The following is an 18,460-nucleotide window of genomic DNA, read 5'->3' as shown; positions in this document are numbered from 1 at the left end:
AAGATCGGCGTGCCGCGGGCCAAGCGGAAAAGCCCGTCTCGCCCTCATTTCCGGAGTGAAATTCATGTCGCCTGCCCAGCTTTCCCGCCGCTCGCTTCTCAAGACCTCGCTTGCTCTTGCCGCAACCACGGGACTGGCGGGGATTGCCGCAGCGCAGGAGAAAGCCGCAGGCCGGCTGATCGTCGCGGCCGATTCGGAGCCGAAGAACCTCAATCCGGCCATCGTCGCCTCGAACGGCGTGTTTTATATCGCCAGCAAGATCGTCGAGCCGCTGGCGGAAGCCTCCTTTAATGGCAAGGACGGGCTGGAGCCGCGGCTTGCGACCGAATGGCAGGGATCGGATGATGGCCTCAGCGCCACCTTCAAGCTGCGCGAAGGCGTGACCTGGCATGACGGCAAGCCCTTCACCTCTGCGGATGTGGCCTTTTCGGCGCTCTCCGTGTGGAAACCGTTGCAGAACCTCGGCCGGCTGGTCTTCGCCAATCTGGAAAAGGTGGAGACGCCTGATGACCACACGGCCGTCTTCCGCTTTTCCAAGCCCACGCCGTTCCAGCTCATCCGCAATGCGCTGCCGGTCGTCACCAGCGTCGTGCCGAAACATCTCTATGAAGGCACCGATATCGCCACCAATCCGGCCAACACCAAACCGGTCGGCACCGGGCCTTTCGTTTTTGCCGAATACAAACCCGGCGAATATTACCGCCTGACCCGCAACCCGAATTACTGGGACAAAGGCCAGCCGCAGCTCGAGGAAATCATCTATCGCGTCTTGCCCGACCGCGCAGGGGCCGCCTCGGCGCTGGAAGCGGAAGAAATACAGCTGGCCGCCTTCTCCGCCGTGCCGCTCGCCGATCTTGCCCGCATCGCCAAGCAGCCGGGCATCAAGGTGATTGCCGACGGCTACGAAGCGCTGACCTATCAGCTGGTGGTGGAAATCAACCACCGCCGCAAGGAACTGGCCGACCTCAAGGTCAGAAAGGCTATTGCCCACGCCATCGACAAAAAATTCGTCATCGACAAGGTGTTCCTCGGTTATGCCACGGCATCGACAGGTCCCGTGCCGAAAAACGCACCGGAATTTTACACCGACGATGTCGAAACCTATGATTTCGACGCCGCCAAGGCCAATGCCCTGCTGGATGAGGCCGGTTATGCGCGCGGACCCGACGGAAAGCGTTTCGCACTGAAGCTTCTGCCCGCGCCCTATTTCAACGAAACCAAACAATTCGGCTCCTATCTTCGTCAGGCGCTTCAGGAAATCGGCATCGATGCCGAGCTGGTCAATAATGATGCCGCCGCCCACCAGAAGGCCGTCTATACCGACCACGCCTTCGATCTGGCCGTCGCGCCGCCGGTGTTCCGGGGCGATCCGGCAATCTCCACCACCATTCTCGTGCGATCCGGCATTCCCGCTGGCGTCGGTTTCTCCAATCAGGGCGGGTATGAGAACAAGACGCTCGATACGCTGATCGACAAGGCGGCGGAAACCGTGGATACGACTGCGCGCACCGCGCTCTACAAGGATTTCCAGAAGCAGGTTACAGCCGATCTGCCGCTCATCAACGTCGCCGAATGGGGTTTCATCACCGTGGCGCGCGATACGGTCAAACATGTCGCCAGCAATCCGCGCTGGGCGGTTTCCAACTGGGCGGACACCGCGGTCGATACCTGAGGCAGCGCCGTGAGACGCACGGCGACATTGCTGCGGCGAAGGGCACTCAGCGCCATTCCGGTGCTGCTGATCGTTCTCATCTTCACCTTCGTCCTGCTTGAAAATGCCTCCGGTGATGCGGTGGATGCCTATCTCGTTTCCATCGGCGGCGGCGATGCCGGGCTGCGGGACGCGCTGCGCGAACAATATGGCCTCAACGGTTCGATGCTCGCCCGTTTCTGGCTTTATGCCAGTTCGGTGCTGCGGCTCGATCTCGGCTGGTCGCTTGCCTTTGACCGGCCGGTGCTGGGGCTGATCCTTGAGCGGCTGCCGAACACGCTGTTGTTGATGGGCAGCGCCACGGCACTCGCCTTCATCCTCGGCACCGCGCTCGGCATCGTCGCCGGCGCGCGACCCGGCGGGCTGACGGACCGCGTACTCTCCACCTTGTCGCTCATGCTTTACGCCACACCCGGCTTCTGGCTCGGCCTCGTTCTGGCCATCGTCTTTGCCGTGCAGCTTCGCTGGCTGCCAACCTCGGGCATCGAAACCATCGCCTCGGGCAAACAGGGATTTGCAAGGGCGCTGGATATTGCCCGCCATCTCGTGCTGCCCGTCGCCAGTCTCGGCCTCATCTATCTGGCGCTGTTCCTGCGCGTCATGCGCACCGCCATGGCGGCGGTCTGGCCGCTGGATTTCGTGCTTTTTGCCGCGTCCAAGGGGCTTTCCAGACGGCGCATCGTGTTGCGTCACGTTGCCCGCAACGCGGCCCTGCCGCTCATCACTGTGCTTGGCCTGCAGGCCGCCACCATGCTGGGTGGCAGCGTGGTGATCGAAAGCGTTTTTGCCATTCCGGGTTTCGGCCGGCTGGCGCAGGAGGCCGTCAGCGGCCGCGATACGCCGCTTCTCATGGGCATTATCCTCACCAGCGCCGTCTTCGTCATCCTAATCAATCTCGTCGTCGACATTCTCTATTCCGTTCTCGATCCGCGCATCGGCAGCGGGGAGAGTGCGGCATGAATTTCGTTCTCCGGCTCCTGCGCAGCTTCGAAGGTGTGACGGGCACCGTCATCCTCACATTGCTGGCGGTAATTGCGCTCTCCGCACCCCTCCTGTTTCCCGGCGACCCGCTGGCGATCGTCGGCGAGCCGCTGATTGCGCCCTTTACGGATGTCGCCCTGCCGCTCGGCACCGACCGGCTGGGCCGCAATGTGCTGGCCGAACTTGCCCATGGCGCGCAGGCATCGCTGCTCGTCGGCATGGGTGCGGCCGCCGCAGCACTTGTTTTTGGCACCGTTATCGGCACGATTGCCGGTTTTGCCGGCGGCCTCGTGGATGAAGCGCTGATGCGCGTCACCGATGCCTTCCAGATCGTGCCGAACTTCCTGCTGGCGCTTGCCTTCGTCAGCACCATCGGCCCCTCCATGCCGACAGTCATTCTGGCCATTGCGCTCGGCGCATGGGCGGATCCGGCGCGGTTGATGCGGGCGCAGGTGCTGAGCATCCGCGAGCGCGATTATGTGCAATCCGCCCGCGCCATCGGCATCCATCCGCTGGAAATCGCCTTCCGGCAGATATTGCCCAATGCCCTGCCGCCGGTTCTGGCGCTCGCCGCCATCATCGTTGCCGCGGCCATCCTCACCGAGGCGGCGCTCTCCTTCCTGGGCCTTGGCGATCCCAATATCGTCACCTGGGGTTCGATGATCGCGGAAGGACGCAACGTGCTTCGCTCAGCGGCGTTCCTGTCCGTCATCCCCGGCATCGGCCTGCTGGTCACGGTGCTCGGCGTCTACCTTCTCGGAGAAGGCATCAACAGGGCGATGGCAACGAGGAGGCAAGCGCCATGAGCGGCAACGCCCTTTGCCGGATCGACGACCTCAGCGTCCGCTACACCGCGGCCGACAGCCCGGCGCTGTGCAAGGTTTCCCTGACGATACGGCAGGGACAAAGGCTGGCGATCATCGGCGAAAGCGGCTCGGGCAAATCCACACTCGGCAAGGCAATCGCCGGTCTTCTTCCCAGAACAGTACGGGTCTCGGGCGATATATCCTGGAGCCGCGACAGTGGTCTTTTCACCGGCAGGCCGATGCCGGGGCGCGATATCGGCACGATCTTTCAGGATACCGGCGCGACGCTGAACCCGGTCCTGACCATCGGCGAACAGGTGGCGGAAGGCGCGGTGCGGCATCTCGGTCTCTCCTGGAAAGCGGCGCGCGATCTTGCCCGCGATCTTCTGGAAAAGGTGCGGCTGCCACATCCCTCCCATCTGCTAACCGCCTATCCGCACCAGCTTTCCGGCGGGCAAAGACAACGTGTGGCGATTGCCGCCGCCATTGCGGCGCGCCCCTCGATCCTGATTGCCGACGAGGCGACGAGCGCGCTCGACACGGTCACCCAGGCGGCCATCGCCACCCTTCTCGATGATCTCGTGCGCGAGGAAGAAAGGACGCTTGTCTTCATCACCCATGATATCGGTCTTGCCTCCAGCCTTGCTGACGACATCGCGGTTTTAAGCGCCGGAGAGCTGGTGGAACACGGCCCGGCCCGGCGGGTGCTTTCCGCGCCCGCGCATGCCTACACCCGAACCCTGCTTGCCGATTACCTCGATCTTTCGACCCCGCCGCTCGTCAGCGAGGCCGCGCCATGAACGAAACCCTTCTGGGCGTGGATGGCCTTTCCAAAACCTACCGCACCGGCGCAAGAACGGTGACGGCGCTCTCCGATATCTCGTTTTCGCTCAAGCGTGGCGAGACGCTGGGGCTTGCCGGCCCCTCCGGTTGCGGGAAATCGACACTGGCGCGCATCCTCATGCGGCTGATCCCCCCCGACGAAGGCGCGGTCCGTTTTGAAAACCGCAACTGGCTTGCACTCGGCGGCAGCGCGTTGCGCACCGCCCGGCAGCAGATGCAGATGGTGTTTCAGGATACGCATGGCGCCTTCAACCCCCGCGCAACCGTCGAAGATGCCATAGGCGAGCCGCTGCGCATTCACCGCATCGTTCAGAGGCGTGACCGCCCGGCGGAGATACGCCGCCTTCTCGACCGTGTCGGCCTGCCCGCCGCCTATGCCGGCCGCTCCGTTTTCGAGCTTTCCGGTGGGCAGAGGCAGCGTGTGGCGATTGCGCGCGCCATTGCGCCCAAACCGTCGCTTCTCATTCTGGACGAAGCGGTCTCGGCGCTCGATGTTTCGGTTCGCCGGCAGATTCTCGAACTTCTGGTGGAAATACAGCGGGAAACGGCGATTTCCTGTATTTTCGTGTCCCACGATCTCGCCGTCATCCGCGCCGTCTGCCACCGTGTCGCGATCATGGAGACGGGTCGGATCGTCGAAATCGGTGGGACCGGGGCCATCATTTCCGCGCCGCAATCCTCAACCGCCAGAAGCCTGATCGCCGCTGCCCCTCGGCTCACCACCACCATGCAAGGATAAGACATGCCCGCCCCGGATTACGCATTGCTCCTCGACCCGCCCGCTTTCCCGGCTGAACGTTACGCCATGCTGGCCGACCGGCTGGCGGCCCTGATGGGCACAAAAAACGACGTGCTGCTGATACAGGCGGAAGCCGTGCTGGCGCTGGAGGCGGCGGCGACAAGCCTTGCGCGGCCGGGGCTGAGGGCGCTCAACATCGTCACCAGCCCCTATGGCGCGTGGTTCGGCGGCTGGCTGGAGCGCGGCGGCACAACGGTGCGCAACCTGACGGCCAGCCCGGCAAAGCCGGTGACGCTGGCCGAGGTGGAACGGGCGCTGGATGAAGGGCCGGGTTTCGATCTTCTCGCCATCGTGCATGCGGAATCGGCAAGCGGCATCCTCAACCCCCTGCCCGCCATCGCCGCGCTTGCGCGGGCGAGAGGCGTCGTCACCCTTGTCGATGCCGTCGCCTCGATTGGCGGCCATGCCTTCGAGGCCGATAAGCTGGGCATTGATATCGCCGTCATCGGGCCGCAGAAGGCGCTGGCGGGCCCGGCCGGCATATCGGCCATTTCGGTCAGCCCAAAAGCGTGGCAACTTCTTTCGCACGACAAGGCGCCCACCAATTCCATGCTCTCGCTTCTCGACCAGAAGCAGCTCTGGCTGGATGCCGGCCGCGGCGCCCTGCCCGGAACGCCGGCACCGCTGGAATTCTACGCGCTGGAGGCGGCGCTCGACAGGATTGAGGCGGAGGGCCTGCCAGCCGCCAATGCGCGCCACGAGCGGGCAGCGGCGGCCACCCGTCATGGCATCAGGGCACTCGGCATCCCCACCTGGGTGGAAGACGCGCACGCGTCAGCCCTCGTTTCCACGGCGATCCTGCCGGATACCGTCGAAGCCGGAGCGTTTCTCGCCGCCATATCCAAGGAGCATGGCGCGGATATTTCCGCCGGCGTCGGGCCCGGCGCGGAACGGCTGATAAGGCTCAACCACACCGGCCGGCGCGCGCATCCGGAGGCGGTGAAAGCCAACATCGCAGCCGTCTCAAGCGCCCTGAAAAACCTCGGCCATGCCACCGATACCGATTCCGCACTGGAAGCGGCTGCAAAGAGCTACTCCGAGGTTGCTTCGAACGACGGTTGACGCCGCCGACAAACATTCATTGCGTGAAATCCGGCTCCGGTGAAATACCAATCACGACATTGTTGTTAAAAATAGTAGACAAATTCCATGGCCAATCTTGACGAAATCAAGGCAACGCGCGAAACTTAACACACCGTTAACTCGCGTGAAGAAGGGAACTGGCCATGGTAGCAGGGTTCAACATGCTCTCCTTTGACCTCTTTGGCATCGGCCGAAGAATGCCCGTCGTCAATGAGCGGGTGGAGACCGAGTTTCAGGACAAGACACCGCGCAGACCGGACGACGAACAGCATGATGACGACCGTGACCAGGAATATGAACTATTCTTCTGGTCGCTTTATCCGGTGATCTGAACTTGTGAAGGCATGCCAACCCCACACCTGTTCCCGAGGCTCAATCAAGCGAGCGGGTGCCGCTTGTTTCTTCTCCCCGCCGGGGAGGAGGTCGCGGCAGCGGGATGAGGGGGTAACGTCAGCGATATTCGGAGAGCTTGCCCCCTCATCCGACCCTTCGGGCCACCTTCTCCCCGGCGGGGAGAAGAAATGCGTGGCAACCTCGCGTCCTATCCAAAGCCAGCAGCGAATTGACCGGCTACGACATTTCGTAAGCAGATGAATTTATCAAGGACGTTTCAGCCCCGGGCGTAAACCCGAGGCTAATGAGAAAAGCGTAAGCCTTAGGCCGCCTCAATGGTTGTCGCGCGGCAGGCCCTTGGTCTGGGCGATGCGCTGATACTTCACGGCCGGTTCCAGAACCGCGCCGGTTTCCATCTGGCTGACGATGCCGCGCTGGATTTCCTGCCATGGCGTCTGGTGGTCGGGGAACTTGTAACCGCCCTCAGCCGACAGCGCCTCGTAACGCTTGGCCAGTTCTTCACCTGAAATCAGGATATCCGCCTTGCCGCGGCCCACATCGATGCGGACGCGGTCGCCCGTCTGCAGGATGGCGAGACCGCCGCCGGCTGCTGCTTCCGGAGACGCATTGAGGATGGACGGGCTGCCTGATGTGCCGGACTGGCGGCCGTCACCAATGCAGGGCAGCGAACTGACGCCTTGCTTCAGAAGATAATCCGGTGCGCGCATGTTCACCACTTCCGCTGCACCCGGATAACCGATCGGGCCTGCACCGCGCATGAAGAGGACGGTGTTGGCGTCGATGCCGAGCGACGGATCGTCGATGCGGTGATGGTAATCTTCCGGACCGTCGAACACCACGGCACGGCCTTCAAAGGCTTCCGGATCGTTCGGGTTGGAGAGGTAGCGGCCACGGAATTCTTCCGAGATCACGCTCGTCTTCATGATGGCCGAGGAGAACAGATTGCCGCGCAGAACGCGGAAACCGGCGCGTTCCTTGAGCGGCTGCTCATAGGGGCGGATGACCTTTTCGTCTTCGATGATCGCGCCACGGCAATTGTCGCCGATGGTCTTGCCGTTGACGGTCATGGCATCTTCCATGATCAGCCCCTGGGTCATCAGCTGGTTGACGACTGCGGGAACGCCGCCGGCATGGTAATAATCCTCGCCGAGATATTCACCAGCCGGCTGCAGGTTGACGAGCAGCGGCACGTCTTCGCCATAGGTCTGCCAGTCATCCACGGTCAGCTCGACGCCGACATGGCGCGCAAGGCCGTTCAGGTGGATCGGCGCGTTGGTGGAGCCGCCAATGGCCGAATTGACCCGGATGGCGTTGATGAAGGCATCCTTGGTCATGATATCGGAAGGCTTCAAGTCTTCCTTGACCATTTCGACGATGCGCAGGCCGGTAAGGTAGGAGACTTCCTGACGGTCACGGTAAGGCGCCGGAATGGCGGCGGAGCCGGGAAGCTGCATGCCGAGCGCTTCGGCCAGCGAGTTCATGGTCGTTGCCGTGCCCATGGTGTTGCAATAGCCGGTGGACGGCGCCGACGAGGCGACGAGCTTGACGAAGCCCTGGTAATCAATCTCACCCTTGGCCAGCAGTTCGCGCGCCTTCCAGACGATGGTGCCTGAGCCGGTGCGTTCACCACGGAACCAGCCGTTCAGCATGGGGCCGACGGAAAGGGCGATGGCCGGAATGTTGACGGTGGCCGCCGCCATAAGACAGGCAGGCGTGGTCTTGTCACAGCCGATGGTCAGAACGACGCCATCGAGCGGATAGCCATAAAGCACTTCCACGAGGCCGAGATAGGCAAGGTTACGGTCGAGGCCGGCGGTCGGGCGCTTGCCTGTTTCCTGGATCGGATGGACCGGAAATTCAATCGCGATGCCGCCGGCTTCGCGGATGCCTTCGCGCAGGCGGTTTGCCAGTTCCAGATGGTGACGGTTGCACGGCGAAAGATCCGAACCGGTCTGGGCAATGCCGATGATCGGGCGGTCGGACTGAAGTTCGGCCTGGCTCAGACCAAAATTCATGTAACGCTCGAGATAAAGTGCCGTCATATCCGCATTGGCGGGGTTGTCGAACCACGCGCGCGAACGAAGCTTGCCTTGGGTTGCAGGCAGATTGTCGGATTTGGTCATGATGCAGGTCTCCAGCCGGAAGTGGCCAACGGTAAAATATTACGAAATGCGACAAGCTTATGTTGTGCGCAAGGAAAATGGAATCAGCTTTCGGAGATCACGCATAACCGACAGAGCCGGTCCAGACGAGTGGATCGGCACCGTTCTTCGGCTTTAGCCGAATATTTTTCGGTGCTTACGATGATACCGGCTATGTGCAACGGTCTCTCCCTCCCTGCCCTGGCGGATAGCGACTGGCCTTGGGCGCCACGCTCCGTGTCAAGCTGATCTATTTATTTGTATTACTATTAGATGTCATCTTGGCCTGTCAAGGCGGATTGGGCGCCATTTCGAATGCATTTTCGAAGAGAAAAAAGATGAGTAAAACACGCATAAATCTTTGATTCATTGGAATTTAAGATGAAATTTCGTCCCAGCTGACATCAAGCAAATTTCGAAAGCGCTAAAAAACCACTTTTCAAGAGTATTACTATATGCTCATAGTATCGCCGTCACGCTGACATCATCTCTGGGAGGATAAGATGAGAAAAGCTCTTGCGGCATTCACTGTCGCCGTTTCCGCATGCCTTGCATCCAGTGTTTCCGCACAATCGCTTACCGTCGGTTTCTCGCAGATCGGCTCGGAATCCGGATGGCGCGCGGCTGAAACCACAGTCACCAAACAGCAGGCCGAAAAGCGCGGCGTCACGCTGAAATTCGCCGACGCACAGCAGAAGCAGGAAAACCAGATCAAGGCGGTGCGCGGCTTTATCGCGCAGGGTGTCGATGCAATCCTGATCGCGCCCGTTGTCGCCACCGGCTGGGACGCGGTGCTGAAGGAAGCCAAGGAAGAAAAAATCCCCGTCATCCTGCTCGACCGCCAGATCGAGGCGCCTGATGATCTTTACCTGACCGCCGTGACCTCCGATCAGGTGCACGAAGGCAAGGTTGCCGGCGACTGGCTGGTCAAGGATGTCGGCTCCAAGGATTGCAAGGTGGTGGAATTGCAGGGCACGACCGGCTCTTCGCCCGCCATCAACCGCAAGAAGGGTTTCGAGCAGGCCATCGAATCCCACAAGAACATCAAGATCGTGCGCTCGCAGACGGGTGACTTCACCCGCACCAAGGGCAAGGAAGTGATGGAAAGCTTCATCAAGGCCGAAGGCGGTGGCAAGGATATCTGTGCCGTCTACGCCCATAATGACGACATGGCCGTCGGCGCCATCCAGGCGATCAAGGAAGCCGGCCTGAAGCCCGGAACCGACATCAAGATCGTCTCCATCGACGCCGTGCCTGACATCTTCAAGGCCATGGCGGATGGCGAGGCCAATGCAACGGTGGAACTGACACCGGACATGGCAGGTCCTGCCTTCGACGCGCTTGAAGCCTATCTGAAGGACAAGAAGGCGCCTGCGAAGTGGATCCAGACGGAATCCAAGCTTTATACGGCGTCCGATGACCCGATGAAGGTCTACGAGGCGAAGAAGGGCCTGGGATACTGAGCCATGTCTTCGGAGGGAGCGGCGCATGGTTTGCGCCGTTTCTTTCGGCTGAGGAGAGGAAAGACCTTTCCGGTTCAGTCCGCAGAGTCATTGCGTATCGAACGAGCCGGTGCTGCTTGTTTCTTCTCCCCGCCGGGGAGAAGTCCGCGGCAGCGGGATGAGGGGGCGACGGTAGCGATAGACCGAGAGGTTACCCCCTCATCCGACCCTTCGGGCCACCTTCTCCCCGGCGGGGAGAAGAAACCCGCCGCTCCCTACGCGATCACTCCACCGAGACCCATTTCGATACGGAACCTGCTCAATGTCCGAAACGGCACCACTTCTGGAAGCACGCGTCATCGGCAAATCCTTTCTCGGGATCACGGCGCTTGATAGCGTCGATTTTTCGCTGGGACGCGGTGAAATCCACGCGCTGCTCGGCGAAAACGGCGCGGGCAAATCGACGCTGATCAAGATCCTGACCGGGGTTTACCACCGCGACAGCGGTTCGATCTTTCTGGAGGGCGCAGAGATTTCACCCGCCAATGTCGGCGAGGCGCAGGCGCTTGGGATCGGCACGGTCTATCAGGAAGTGAACCTTCTCGAAAACCTGACGGTTGCCGAAAACCTGTTTCTCGGCCGCCAGCCGCGCCGCTTCGGGCTGATCGACCGCAGCACGATGCAGAAGGATTCGCAGGCGCTGCTTGCCCAATACGGGCTTTCCATCGACGTCAACGCGCTTCTTTCAAGCTATTCCGTCGCCATCCGCCAGATCATCGCCATTGCCCGCGCCGTCGATCTTTCCGGCAAGGTGCTGGTGCTGGACGAACCCACCGCCAGCCTTGATGCCCATGAGGTCGAGATGCTGTTCGGCGTCTTGAGAAACCTGCGCGCACGCGGCATCGGCATCGTCATCATCACCCACTTCCTCAATCAGGTCTATGATATTGCCGACCGGGTGACGGTGCTGCGCAACGGCCGCCTTGTCGGCACCCGCGATATCGGCAGCCTGCCGAGATCCGAACTGATCTCGATGATGCTCGGCCGCGAGCTTCAGCACATCACCCACGAACATCAGGCGACCGAAGATACGGTTGCCGAGGGCGAGCCGCCGATCCGTTTCGAAGGTTACGGCAAACGCGGCAGCATCGCCCCCTTCGATCTCGGCATCCGCCCCGGCGAAATCGTCGGTGTTGCCGGGTTGCTCGGTTCGGGCCGAACGGAAACAGCCTTCCTGCTGTTCGGCATCGACCGGCCGGATACCGGAAAGGCTGTCATCGACGGCCAGACGGTGGCGATTTCTTCGCCGGAGGCCGCCATCACCGCCGGGTTCGGTTTCTGTCCAGAAGAGCGCAAGACGGACGGCATCATCGGCGACTTTTCCGTCACCGACAATATAGCGCTGGCGCTTCAGGCCCGTCAGGGCTGGGCGCGGCCGATCTCACGTCGGCAGAAAGCCGAACTGGCCGAAAGCTTTATCAAGTCGCTCGATATCCGCCCCGCCGACCCCGACCGGCCGATCAAATTCCTGTCCGGCGGCAACCAGCAGAAGGCCATTCTGGCGCGCTGGCTCGCCACCCATCCCCGGCTGCTGATTCTCGATGAGCCGACACGCGGCATCGATATCGGCGCGCATGCGGAAATTCTGAAAATGATTGAAAAACTTTGCAGCGACGGCATGTCGCTCGTCGTCATCTCCTCCGAACTGGAGGAACTCACCGCCGTCGCGCACCGTGTCGTCGTGCTGTCCGACCGCCGCCATGTCAGCGAATTGAAGGGCGGCGAAGTGACCGCCGATAACATCATGCGGGCGATTGCCGATGCGGCAAAAACGGAGGCGGCATGATGGCAGCAGTGACACGACGCCTGAAAAGGCTTGCTCCGCAGCTTGCCGCGCTCTTCATAATTCTGGCAGCGATAACAATCCTTTCGCCGGGTTTCCTGCATGTCTCGTTCCAGAACGGCAGGCTCTATGGCAGTCTGGTGGATATTCTGGTGCGCGCCGCACCGGTCGCGCTTTTGACCATCGGCATGACGCTGGTCATCGCCACCAAGGGCATCGATCTGTCCATCGGCGCTGTCATCGCCATCTGCGGCGCGGTCGCGGCCACACTCATCAGCAATGGCCATTCCATCCCTTCTGTCATCGTCATCTCGCTTGCGGTCGGCATTGCCTGCGGGTTGTGGAACGGCGTGCTTGTCGCCCTTCTCGACATACAGCCGATCATCGCCACGCTGATCCTGATGGTGGCGGGGCGCGGCATCGCCCAGCTCATCACCGAAGGCGTCATTCTCACCTTCAACAATGACGGTTTTTCCGCCATCGGCTCCGGCTCATTCGCAGGCATTCCGCTGCCCGTCATCATCTGGGTGGCGGCGGCGCTCGTCATCGGCCTTCTGGTGCGCAAGAGCGCGCTGGGCTTCCTCATCGAAGCGACCGGCATCAATCGCCGCGCGGCAGCGCTTGCCGGGGTACGGGCCCGCTTCCTCCTGTTTTTCGTCTATGCGGTTTCCGGTCTCTGCGCCGCCATCGCCGGCATGATCGTCACCGCCGATATTCGCGGCGCCGATGCCAACAATGCCGGGCTGTGGCTGGAGCTGGACGCCATATTGGCGGTAGTCATCGGCGGCACATCGCTGAATGGCGGGCGCTTCTCCATCACCGCCTCGCTGATCGGCGCGCTCATCATCCAGACCATCAATACCGGCATTCTCGTCTCGGGCTTTCCGCCGGAATTCAACCTCATCATCAAGGCCGGCATCATCATGGTGGTGCTGACGCTGCAATCGCCGGCGATCATGGCCGTCCTCGGTTTCGTGAAAGCGCCGAAGCCGCACGTCAAACCGGCGGCCACCAATGGCATGACCAAGGAAGGAACCGCGCGATGATCCACAGCCGCAACCTGCCCTTCCTCACCACGCTGACGATATTCGTGATCGCCTATCTTCTCTGCGTGCTGCAATATCCGGCGATCTTCTCGACACGGGTGATCGGCAATCTCTTGACCGACAATGCCTTCCTCGGCATCGCGGCCGTGGGCATGACCTTCGTCATCCTGTCGGGCGGCATCGATCTGTCCATCGGTTCGGTCATCGCCTTCACCAGCGTCTTCGTCGCCGTCATGGTCGGCACCTATAATATCCATCCGCTGCTGGCCTTCGCCATCGTGCTGGTGGTCTCCACCCTGTTCGGCTGCCTGATGGGGGCGATGATCCGTTTCCTGTCCATCCCGCCCTTCGTGGTGACGTTGGCCGGCATGTTTCTGGCGCGCGGCGCGGCTTACCTTATCTCCACCCAGTCTGTGCCGATCTCGCATCCCTTCATCGATGCGATACAGGGGTTTTATTACCGTTTCCCCGGCGGCGGCAGGTTGACGGCGCTCGCCATGCTGATGCTTCTCGTCTTTGCCGCCGGCATGCTGATCGCGAGCCGCACCCGCTTCGGCGCCAATATCTATGCGCTCGGCGGCAACCCGCAATCGGCCGAGCTGATGGGCGTGCCGATCGGTGCGACCACCATCGGCATCTATGCGCTTTCCGGTTTCCTCTCCGGCCTCGCCGGCATCGTCTACACGCTCTACACCTCGTCGGGTTATTCGCTGGCGACGGTCGGGGTTGAACTCGACGCCATTGCCGCCGTCGTCATCGGCGGAACGCTGCTCACCGGCGGCACCGGGCTGGTGGCGGGAACCTTCATCGGCCTGCTGATCCAGGGGTTGATCCAGACCTATATCGTTTTTGACGGAACACTGTCCTCCTGGTGGACGAAAATCGTCATCGGCGTGCTGCTTTTCGTCTTCATCGTGTTGCAGCGCGCAATCATCTGGTATTCAAACAGGAGACTGGCCGGACCGCATCCGGCATAACCGCAAACGGAGGCTTGCTTGGGGCTGCTCGAAACGACGATAAGCGGACGAAAACGCCGGAACAGCCACGCCCATGTGGTCTCCGAACTCGGCAGCGCCATCGTCTCGGGCCGAATTGCGGAAGGTTCCCTGCTGCCCAACGACGCCGAACTGTCTTTACGTTTCGGCGTCTCGCGCACCGTGCTGCGCGAAACCATGAAGACGCTGGCGGCGAAGCGGCTGGTGGAACCGAAAGCAAAGGTCGGCACCCGCGTTCTTGATCGCTCAAGCTGGAATTTCTTCGATCCTGACGTGCTCGGCTGGCGCTGCGAAGCCGGCATAGACGAGGAGTTCGTCACGCATCTGGCGGAAATCCGTTTGGCACTGGAGCCGGCAGCCGCAGCAGCAGCAGCCCTGCAGGCCTCCAATGATGATATCGTTTCGCTTTACGTCATCGCCGCGAAATTCGATAATCCTCAGCATACGCCGGAAAGCATCGCCAAGGTCGATCTCGAATTCCACCTTGCCGTGGCGCATATGTCCGGCAACCCCTTCATGCGCTCGGCAAGCGGGCTGATTGAAGCCGCACTCGCCATTTCCTTCCAGCTTTCGTCACCGGCCGCCTCACCCGGCACCATCGCCGAAATCGCCTCGAACCATCTGCGCATCGTGCATGCCATTGCCGCACGTGATGCCGATGCCGCCATAAAAGCCATGCGCCACGTGATCGAGGTGGGCAAGGACCGGACCCAGAAGGCGATCAAGACGCCCTGAAGAGACTGCCGCTCCCCTGTCTTCGGAAGCGAGAAACGGGTCGCAACGCCCTGAAAAGAATCAGAGAAAATTCAGCGTCACCAGCGCCAGCAAAAGGTAGCGCCCGACCTTGGCGATGGTGACCAGCAGCAAAAAGACCGGCAGCGGCTCTTTCATGATGCCGGCCGCAACCGTCAGCGGATCGCCGATCAATGGCGCCCAGCTTAAAAGCAGCGACCAGCGGCCGTAACGCCGGTACCAGTTCTGGGCGCGTTGCAGCGCGGCCTCGCCGACGGGAAACCAGCGCCTGTGCCTGAAACCTTCGATACCGCGGCCAAGCAGCCAGTTGACGAAGGAGCCGGCCACATTGCCGGCACTGGCGACGGCCACCAGCAGCCAGACCGGCTGCGATTTCAGGAGGATGAGACCGGCCAGCGCCGCCTCCGACTGCATGGGCAGAATGGTCGCCGCCACAAAGGCCGTCAGAAACAAACCCGCATATATCGCCAGATCGGCCATTGTCCGCCCTTCATCATCAGCGAATTCCGCCGCTGCCCCTGAAGTGCCGGATGATGGCACGCACCGTCAAGCACGCCCTGACATCACTGAGGGGATATCAGGCGGAATTCGTCGCGATGACACGCACAATATCGTCATGATCCACCTCCAGCAGCGCCTTGTGAATGGACAATTGCCTGATATCGCCGGATGCGGACAGGATGACGATCACCGTTTCGCGTGGCGGGCAATCCGGCAGGGCGCAGGACAGCTCGCTGACGGTGACGATGTCATCCGCATGCAGATTTAACAGGTCGCGCGCCCATTGTTTCAGAAGCCGGGCCTGCGAGACGAGCGCGGAGCCGCTGCGCGCAAGGGGGTTGTTCATGAAACACCCTTTCGCCTCGCCTGCGAGGCCAATGTGTCGAAAAGGTCGCGGATCGGCTGTTGCGGCATATCCATGCCGATCAGCACGAGACGCGTGGCACGGTCGCCATCCGGCCAGCTTTCCAGCCTTGCCAGCGGGTAAAGCCGGTGCTGCACGGCGTGGGCAACCACCGGCCGATCCGGATCGTCCGTCGCCTGGAAAATACCTTTCAGCCGCAGCAGGCCGGAATGCACGTTGCTGGTGACGAGTTCGAGAAAGGTAACGATCATCTGCGGATCAAGAGCGCCGTCGAAAGTGAGGTCAAAAGCCTCGACGCCGACACCATGGCGGTTGATATCATGGACATGGTCCGCATGCAGGCTCAGCCTGTCGGCCGCCAGCCATCCCGGCACATCCTCCGGCTTGCCGCGCAGCGAGTAATTCTTCGTTGCAAAAAGCGACATGAGATCGAAGCCGGCTGCATTGCGGTCATGCAACAGGGCGGCGGGGTTGAGGTCTGCAAGGCCTTCACGGTCCATCGCGGTCGCGTCGGCAAGGTCGGTTTTCGTCAGGACAATGTGGTCGGCAAAGGCAAGCTGTTTCCAGCCTTCAATGAAACTGTCGAGCATCGCCCGGCCGGACGTGACATCGAAGACAGTGACCACGCCGGAAAGATGAAAGTGCCGGGCGACGATATGGTCGCGCAGGCCAAGCGCCGGTGTGCCGCCGGCAATCAGGCTGTTGATGATCGGCGCGGGATCGGCAAGTCCCGTCGTTTCGATAACGACACGCGAGATTTCCGGCATCACCCCTTCCAGAAAGGCCTGATGCAATTCGTAAAGCGAGGTGCGGATATCGCTGGTCGCGTTGCAGCAGATGCAACCGGTCGTGGTTCTGAAATACCGTTCCGAACCGCTGCGAACCAGACCGTGATCGATGGGCACGGATCCGAATTCATTGACGATGACGGCGGCGTCACGCATGGCCGGTTCGTTCAGAAGCTCGTTCAGCAAGGTAGTCTTTCCCGCACCCAGAAAGCCGGTAAGCAGGGTGACCGGCACCGTCCTGACGGGCGGAGAGACAGCCGTGTCATCTCCTCGCGCAACCGTTTTCTTCCGCTTCATTCCGAACACATCCACACCTTTCAACCGCATAAAATCCGCGGCAGCTTAGTATGTAATGTAATAACATATCAATACTATTCTGAAAGCATCCGAAACTCCCCATCATCGTTACCCGGCTGCGAAAAATCATGCGGCCCGAGGCGTCGGCATAGAGACGCATGAAAAAACCATGAGCCGGAAAAATGGAATAATAAAATCGTTTCTTTCACTTTCGTTTTATTCGTTCCACGCTCTATTGCATTTTCGTTCAAGTTCGTTTTTAATTCCAAATGCTAATACAGAAAAGATCGCCCACAGCTGGATCGAGGAGGAAGGCTGTAATAAGGGACTGTATCTTTTACTGTTTTCACAATGGGAGGAATCGCCTTGAAAAAACTCAGCTACCGCCTTGCTGCGGCATCCGCGCTTTCGTTTTTTGTCACATCGAATGCTTTCGCTGCGACGGAGATCCAGTGGTGGCACGCCATGACCGGCGCCAATAACGAAGTCGTGGACGCGCTTGCGAAAGAGTTCAACGAAAGCCAGAAAGACTACAAGATCACGCCCGTGTTCAAGGGCACCTATCCGGAAACCCTGAATGCCGGCATTGCCGCCTTCCGCGCCAAGCAGCCGCCGGCCATCATTCAGGTCTTCGATGCCGGTTCCGGCGTGATGATGGGTGCCGCCGGCGCCATCAAGCCCGTGGCGGATGTGCTGAAGGAAGGTGGATACACCTTCAACAAGGACGAATATCTGGCCGGCATCGTCGCCTATTATTCCAAGCCTGATGGCACCATGCTGTCCTTCCCTTACAATTCGTCCTCGCCGATCCTCTATTACAACAAGGATGTCTTCCAGAAGGCTGGCCTCGATGCCGCCAATCCGCCGAAGACCTGGCCGGAAGTTTTCGAAGCCGCCAAGAAGATCAAGACCAGCGGTGCCGCGCAGTGCGGTTTCACCTCCACCTGGCTTACCTGGATCCAGACCGAAAACTTCGCCGCCTGGAACAATGTCTCCTATGGCAGCAATGAAAACGGGCTTGGTGGTACGGATGTGAAGCTTGCGGTCAATGCGCCGCTCTTTGTCGAGCATTTCCAGGCCATCGCCGATCTCGCCAAGGACGGCACCTTCCGTTATGGCGGACGCACCTCTGAGGCCAAGCAGCTGTTCATGTCCGGCGAATGCGGCATCCTGACCGAATCCTCCGGCGGTCTCGGCGATATCGTCAAGACCGGCATGAATTACGGCATCGGCCAGCTGCCCTATTACGAGGGCCATGGTCCGCAGAACACCATTCCCGGCGGCGCCAGCCTCTGGGTCTTCGGCGGCAAGAGCGACGCCGAATATAAGGGCGTTGCCGAATTCTTCCATTTCCTCTCGCAGACCAAGATCCAGTCTCGCCTGCATCAGGTTTCCGGCTACATGCCGGTAACGATCGCGGCCTATGAGGAAACCAAGAAATCCGGCTTCTACGACAAGAACCCTGCCCGCGAAACGCCGCTGCTGCAGATGATGGGCAAGCCGCCGACAGAAAACTCCAAGGGCGTGCGCCTCGTGAACCTGCCGCAGGTGCGCGACATCATGAACGAAGAGTTCGAGGCGATGCTGGCCGGCAAGCAGGATGCGAAAGCCGCCCTCGACAAGATCGTGGAGCGCGGTGACGCAGCCATCAAGCAGGCCGCCGGCAACTAAACGATCCCTGCCACCGCCCGCGCTCTCACAGGGTGCGGGCGG

General features: G+C 61.0%; 17 protein-coding genes. 13 read left to right on the top strand and 4 right to left on the bottom strand.

Annotated features, from left to right (window positions below):
- Positions 1-64 precede the first annotated feature (64 nt).
- The 7 genes from AKG12_RS24560 (at position 65) to AKG12_RS30800 (ending at position 6,555) form a co-directional block, all read left to right on the top strand.
- On the top strand, positions 65-1,672 hold the full coding sequence (locus tag AKG12_RS24560; RefSeq protein ID WP_052820809.1) for an ABC transporter substrate-binding protein: 1,608 nt from the start codon (positions 65-67) through the stop codon (positions 1,670-1,672).
- A gap of 9 nt (positions 1,673-1,681) precedes the next feature.
- Entirely contained in the window at positions 1,682-2,671 is a 990-nt protein-coding gene (locus tag AKG12_RS24555) for an ABC transporter permease (protein ID WP_052820808.1), read from the top strand.
- On the top strand, positions 2,668-3,498 hold the full coding sequence (locus AKG12_RS24550; protein WP_052820807.1) for an ABC transporter permease: 831 nt from the start codon (positions 2,668-2,670) through the stop codon (positions 3,496-3,498). Before AKG12_RS24555 ends, AKG12_RS24550 begins: the two co-directional genes overlap by 4 nt.
- A complete protein-coding gene (locus AKG12_RS24545; protein ID WP_052820806.1) occupies positions 3,495-4,298 on the top strand; it encodes an ABC transporter ATP-binding protein in 804 nt (267 codons plus the stop codon). Before AKG12_RS24550 ends, AKG12_RS24545 begins: the two co-directional genes overlap by 4 nt.
- Positions 4,295-5,080: an ABC transporter ATP-binding protein gene (locus AKG12_RS24540; protein ID WP_052820805.1), complete on the top strand. Its 786-nt coding sequence runs from the start codon at positions 4,295-4,297 to the stop codon at positions 5,078-5,080. Before AKG12_RS24545 ends, AKG12_RS24540 begins: the two co-directional genes overlap by 4 nt.
- Positions 5,081-5,083: 3 nt before the next feature.
- Positions 5,084-6,202 (top strand): pyridoxal-phosphate-dependent aminotransferase family protein, encoded by a 1,119-nt coding sequence (locus AKG12_RS24535; protein WP_052820804.1) that lies wholly within the window; start codon positions 5,084-5,086, stop codon positions 6,200-6,202.
- A 164-nt stretch (positions 6,203-6,366) separates the two neighbouring features.
- A complete protein-coding gene (locus AKG12_RS30800) occupies positions 6,367-6,555 on the top strand; it encodes a hypothetical protein (protein WP_046800845.1) in 189 nt (62 codons plus the stop codon).
- A gap of 333 nt (positions 6,556-6,888) precedes the next feature.
- Here the strand turns inward: AKG12_RS30800 and AKG12_RS24525 are convergent, their stop codons facing one another.
- Positions 6,889-8,700 carry an IlvD/Edd family dehydratase gene (locus AKG12_RS24525; protein WP_046800841.1) on the bottom strand — a complete coding sequence of 604 codons (1,812 nt, stop codon included), beginning with the start codon at positions 8,698-8,700 and terminating at the stop codon, positions 6,889-6,891.
- Between the two features lie 521 nt (positions 8,701-9,221).
- Between AKG12_RS24525 and ytfQ the strand changes: the two genes are divergently transcribed.
- From ytfQ to AKG12_RS24500, 5 genes are all read left to right on the top strand, one after another.
- Entirely contained in the window at positions 9,222-10,181 is a 960-nt protein-coding gene (gene ytfQ, locus AKG12_RS24520) for a galactofuranose ABC transporter, galactofuranose-binding protein YtfQ (protein WP_046800840.1), read from the top strand.
- A gap of 301 nt (positions 10,182-10,482) precedes the next feature.
- Positions 10,483-12,006 carry a sugar ABC transporter ATP-binding protein gene (locus tag AKG12_RS24515; RefSeq protein ID WP_052820803.1) on the top strand — a complete coding sequence of 508 codons (1,524 nt, stop codon included), beginning with the start codon at positions 10,483-10,485 and terminating at the stop codon, positions 12,004-12,006.
- Positions 12,006-13,049, top strand: a complete 1,044-nt coding sequence (locus AKG12_RS24510) for an ABC transporter permease (protein ID WP_162249041.1) — start codon at positions 12,006-12,008, stop codon at positions 13,047-13,049. The genes AKG12_RS24515 and AKG12_RS24510 overlap by 1 nt, the downstream gene beginning before the upstream one ends.
- Positions 13,046-14,026, top strand: a complete 981-nt coding sequence (gene yjfF / locus AKG12_RS24505) for a galactofuranose ABC transporter, permease protein YjfF (protein ID WP_080842777.1) — start codon at positions 13,046-13,048, stop codon at positions 14,024-14,026. The genes AKG12_RS24510 and yjfF overlap by 4 nt, the downstream gene beginning before the upstream one ends.
- 18 nt (positions 14,027-14,044) lie before the next feature.
- Positions 14,045-14,779 (top strand): FadR/GntR family transcriptional regulator, encoded by a 735-nt coding sequence (locus AKG12_RS24500; RefSeq protein ID WP_046800837.1) that lies wholly within the window; start codon positions 14,045-14,047, stop codon positions 14,777-14,779.
- A gap of 60 nt (positions 14,780-14,839) precedes the next feature.
- Here AKG12_RS24500 and AKG12_RS24495 read toward each other — a convergent pair whose 3' ends face one another.
- From AKG12_RS24495 to AKG12_RS24485, 3 genes are all read right to left on the bottom strand, one after another.
- Positions 14,840-15,277 carry a YqaA family protein gene (locus tag AKG12_RS24495; protein ID WP_052820802.1) on the bottom strand — a complete coding sequence of 146 codons (438 nt, stop codon included), beginning with the start codon at positions 15,275-15,277 and terminating at the stop codon, positions 14,840-14,842.
- Positions 15,278-15,374: 97 nt separating this feature from the next.
- Positions 15,375-15,644, bottom strand: coding sequence for a hypothetical protein (locus AKG12_RS24490; RefSeq protein WP_046800835.1), 270 nt, complete (start codon positions 15,642-15,644; stop codon positions 15,375-15,377).
- Complete coding sequence (locus AKG12_RS24485; RefSeq protein WP_052820801.1) at positions 15,641-16,747, bottom strand: CobW family GTP-binding protein; 1,107 nt, start codon at positions 16,745-16,747, stop codon at positions 15,641-15,643. The genes AKG12_RS24490 and AKG12_RS24485 overlap by 4 nt, the downstream gene beginning before the upstream one ends.
- A 360-nt stretch (positions 16,748-17,107) precedes the next feature.
- Here AKG12_RS24485 and ugpB point away from each other — a divergent pair, with 360 nt between their 5' ends.
- Positions 17,108-18,418, top strand: coding sequence for a sn-glycerol-3-phosphate ABC transporter substrate-binding protein UgpB (gene ugpB, locus AKG12_RS24480; RefSeq protein ID WP_197283350.1), 1,311 nt, complete (start codon positions 17,108-17,110; stop codon positions 18,416-18,418).
- Positions 18,419-18,460 lie beyond the last annotated feature (42 nt).

It is taken from the genome of Agrobacterium sp. SUL3, assembly GCF_001263295.1.
In the GTDB taxonomy this organism is placed as follows: Bacteria; Pseudomonadota; Alphaproteobacteria; order Rhizobiales; family Rhizobiaceae; genus Agrobacterium; species Agrobacterium tomkonis.
Note: the sequence above shows the minus strand (reverse complement) of the source record. Positions and strands in the feature narration are given on the sequence as shown.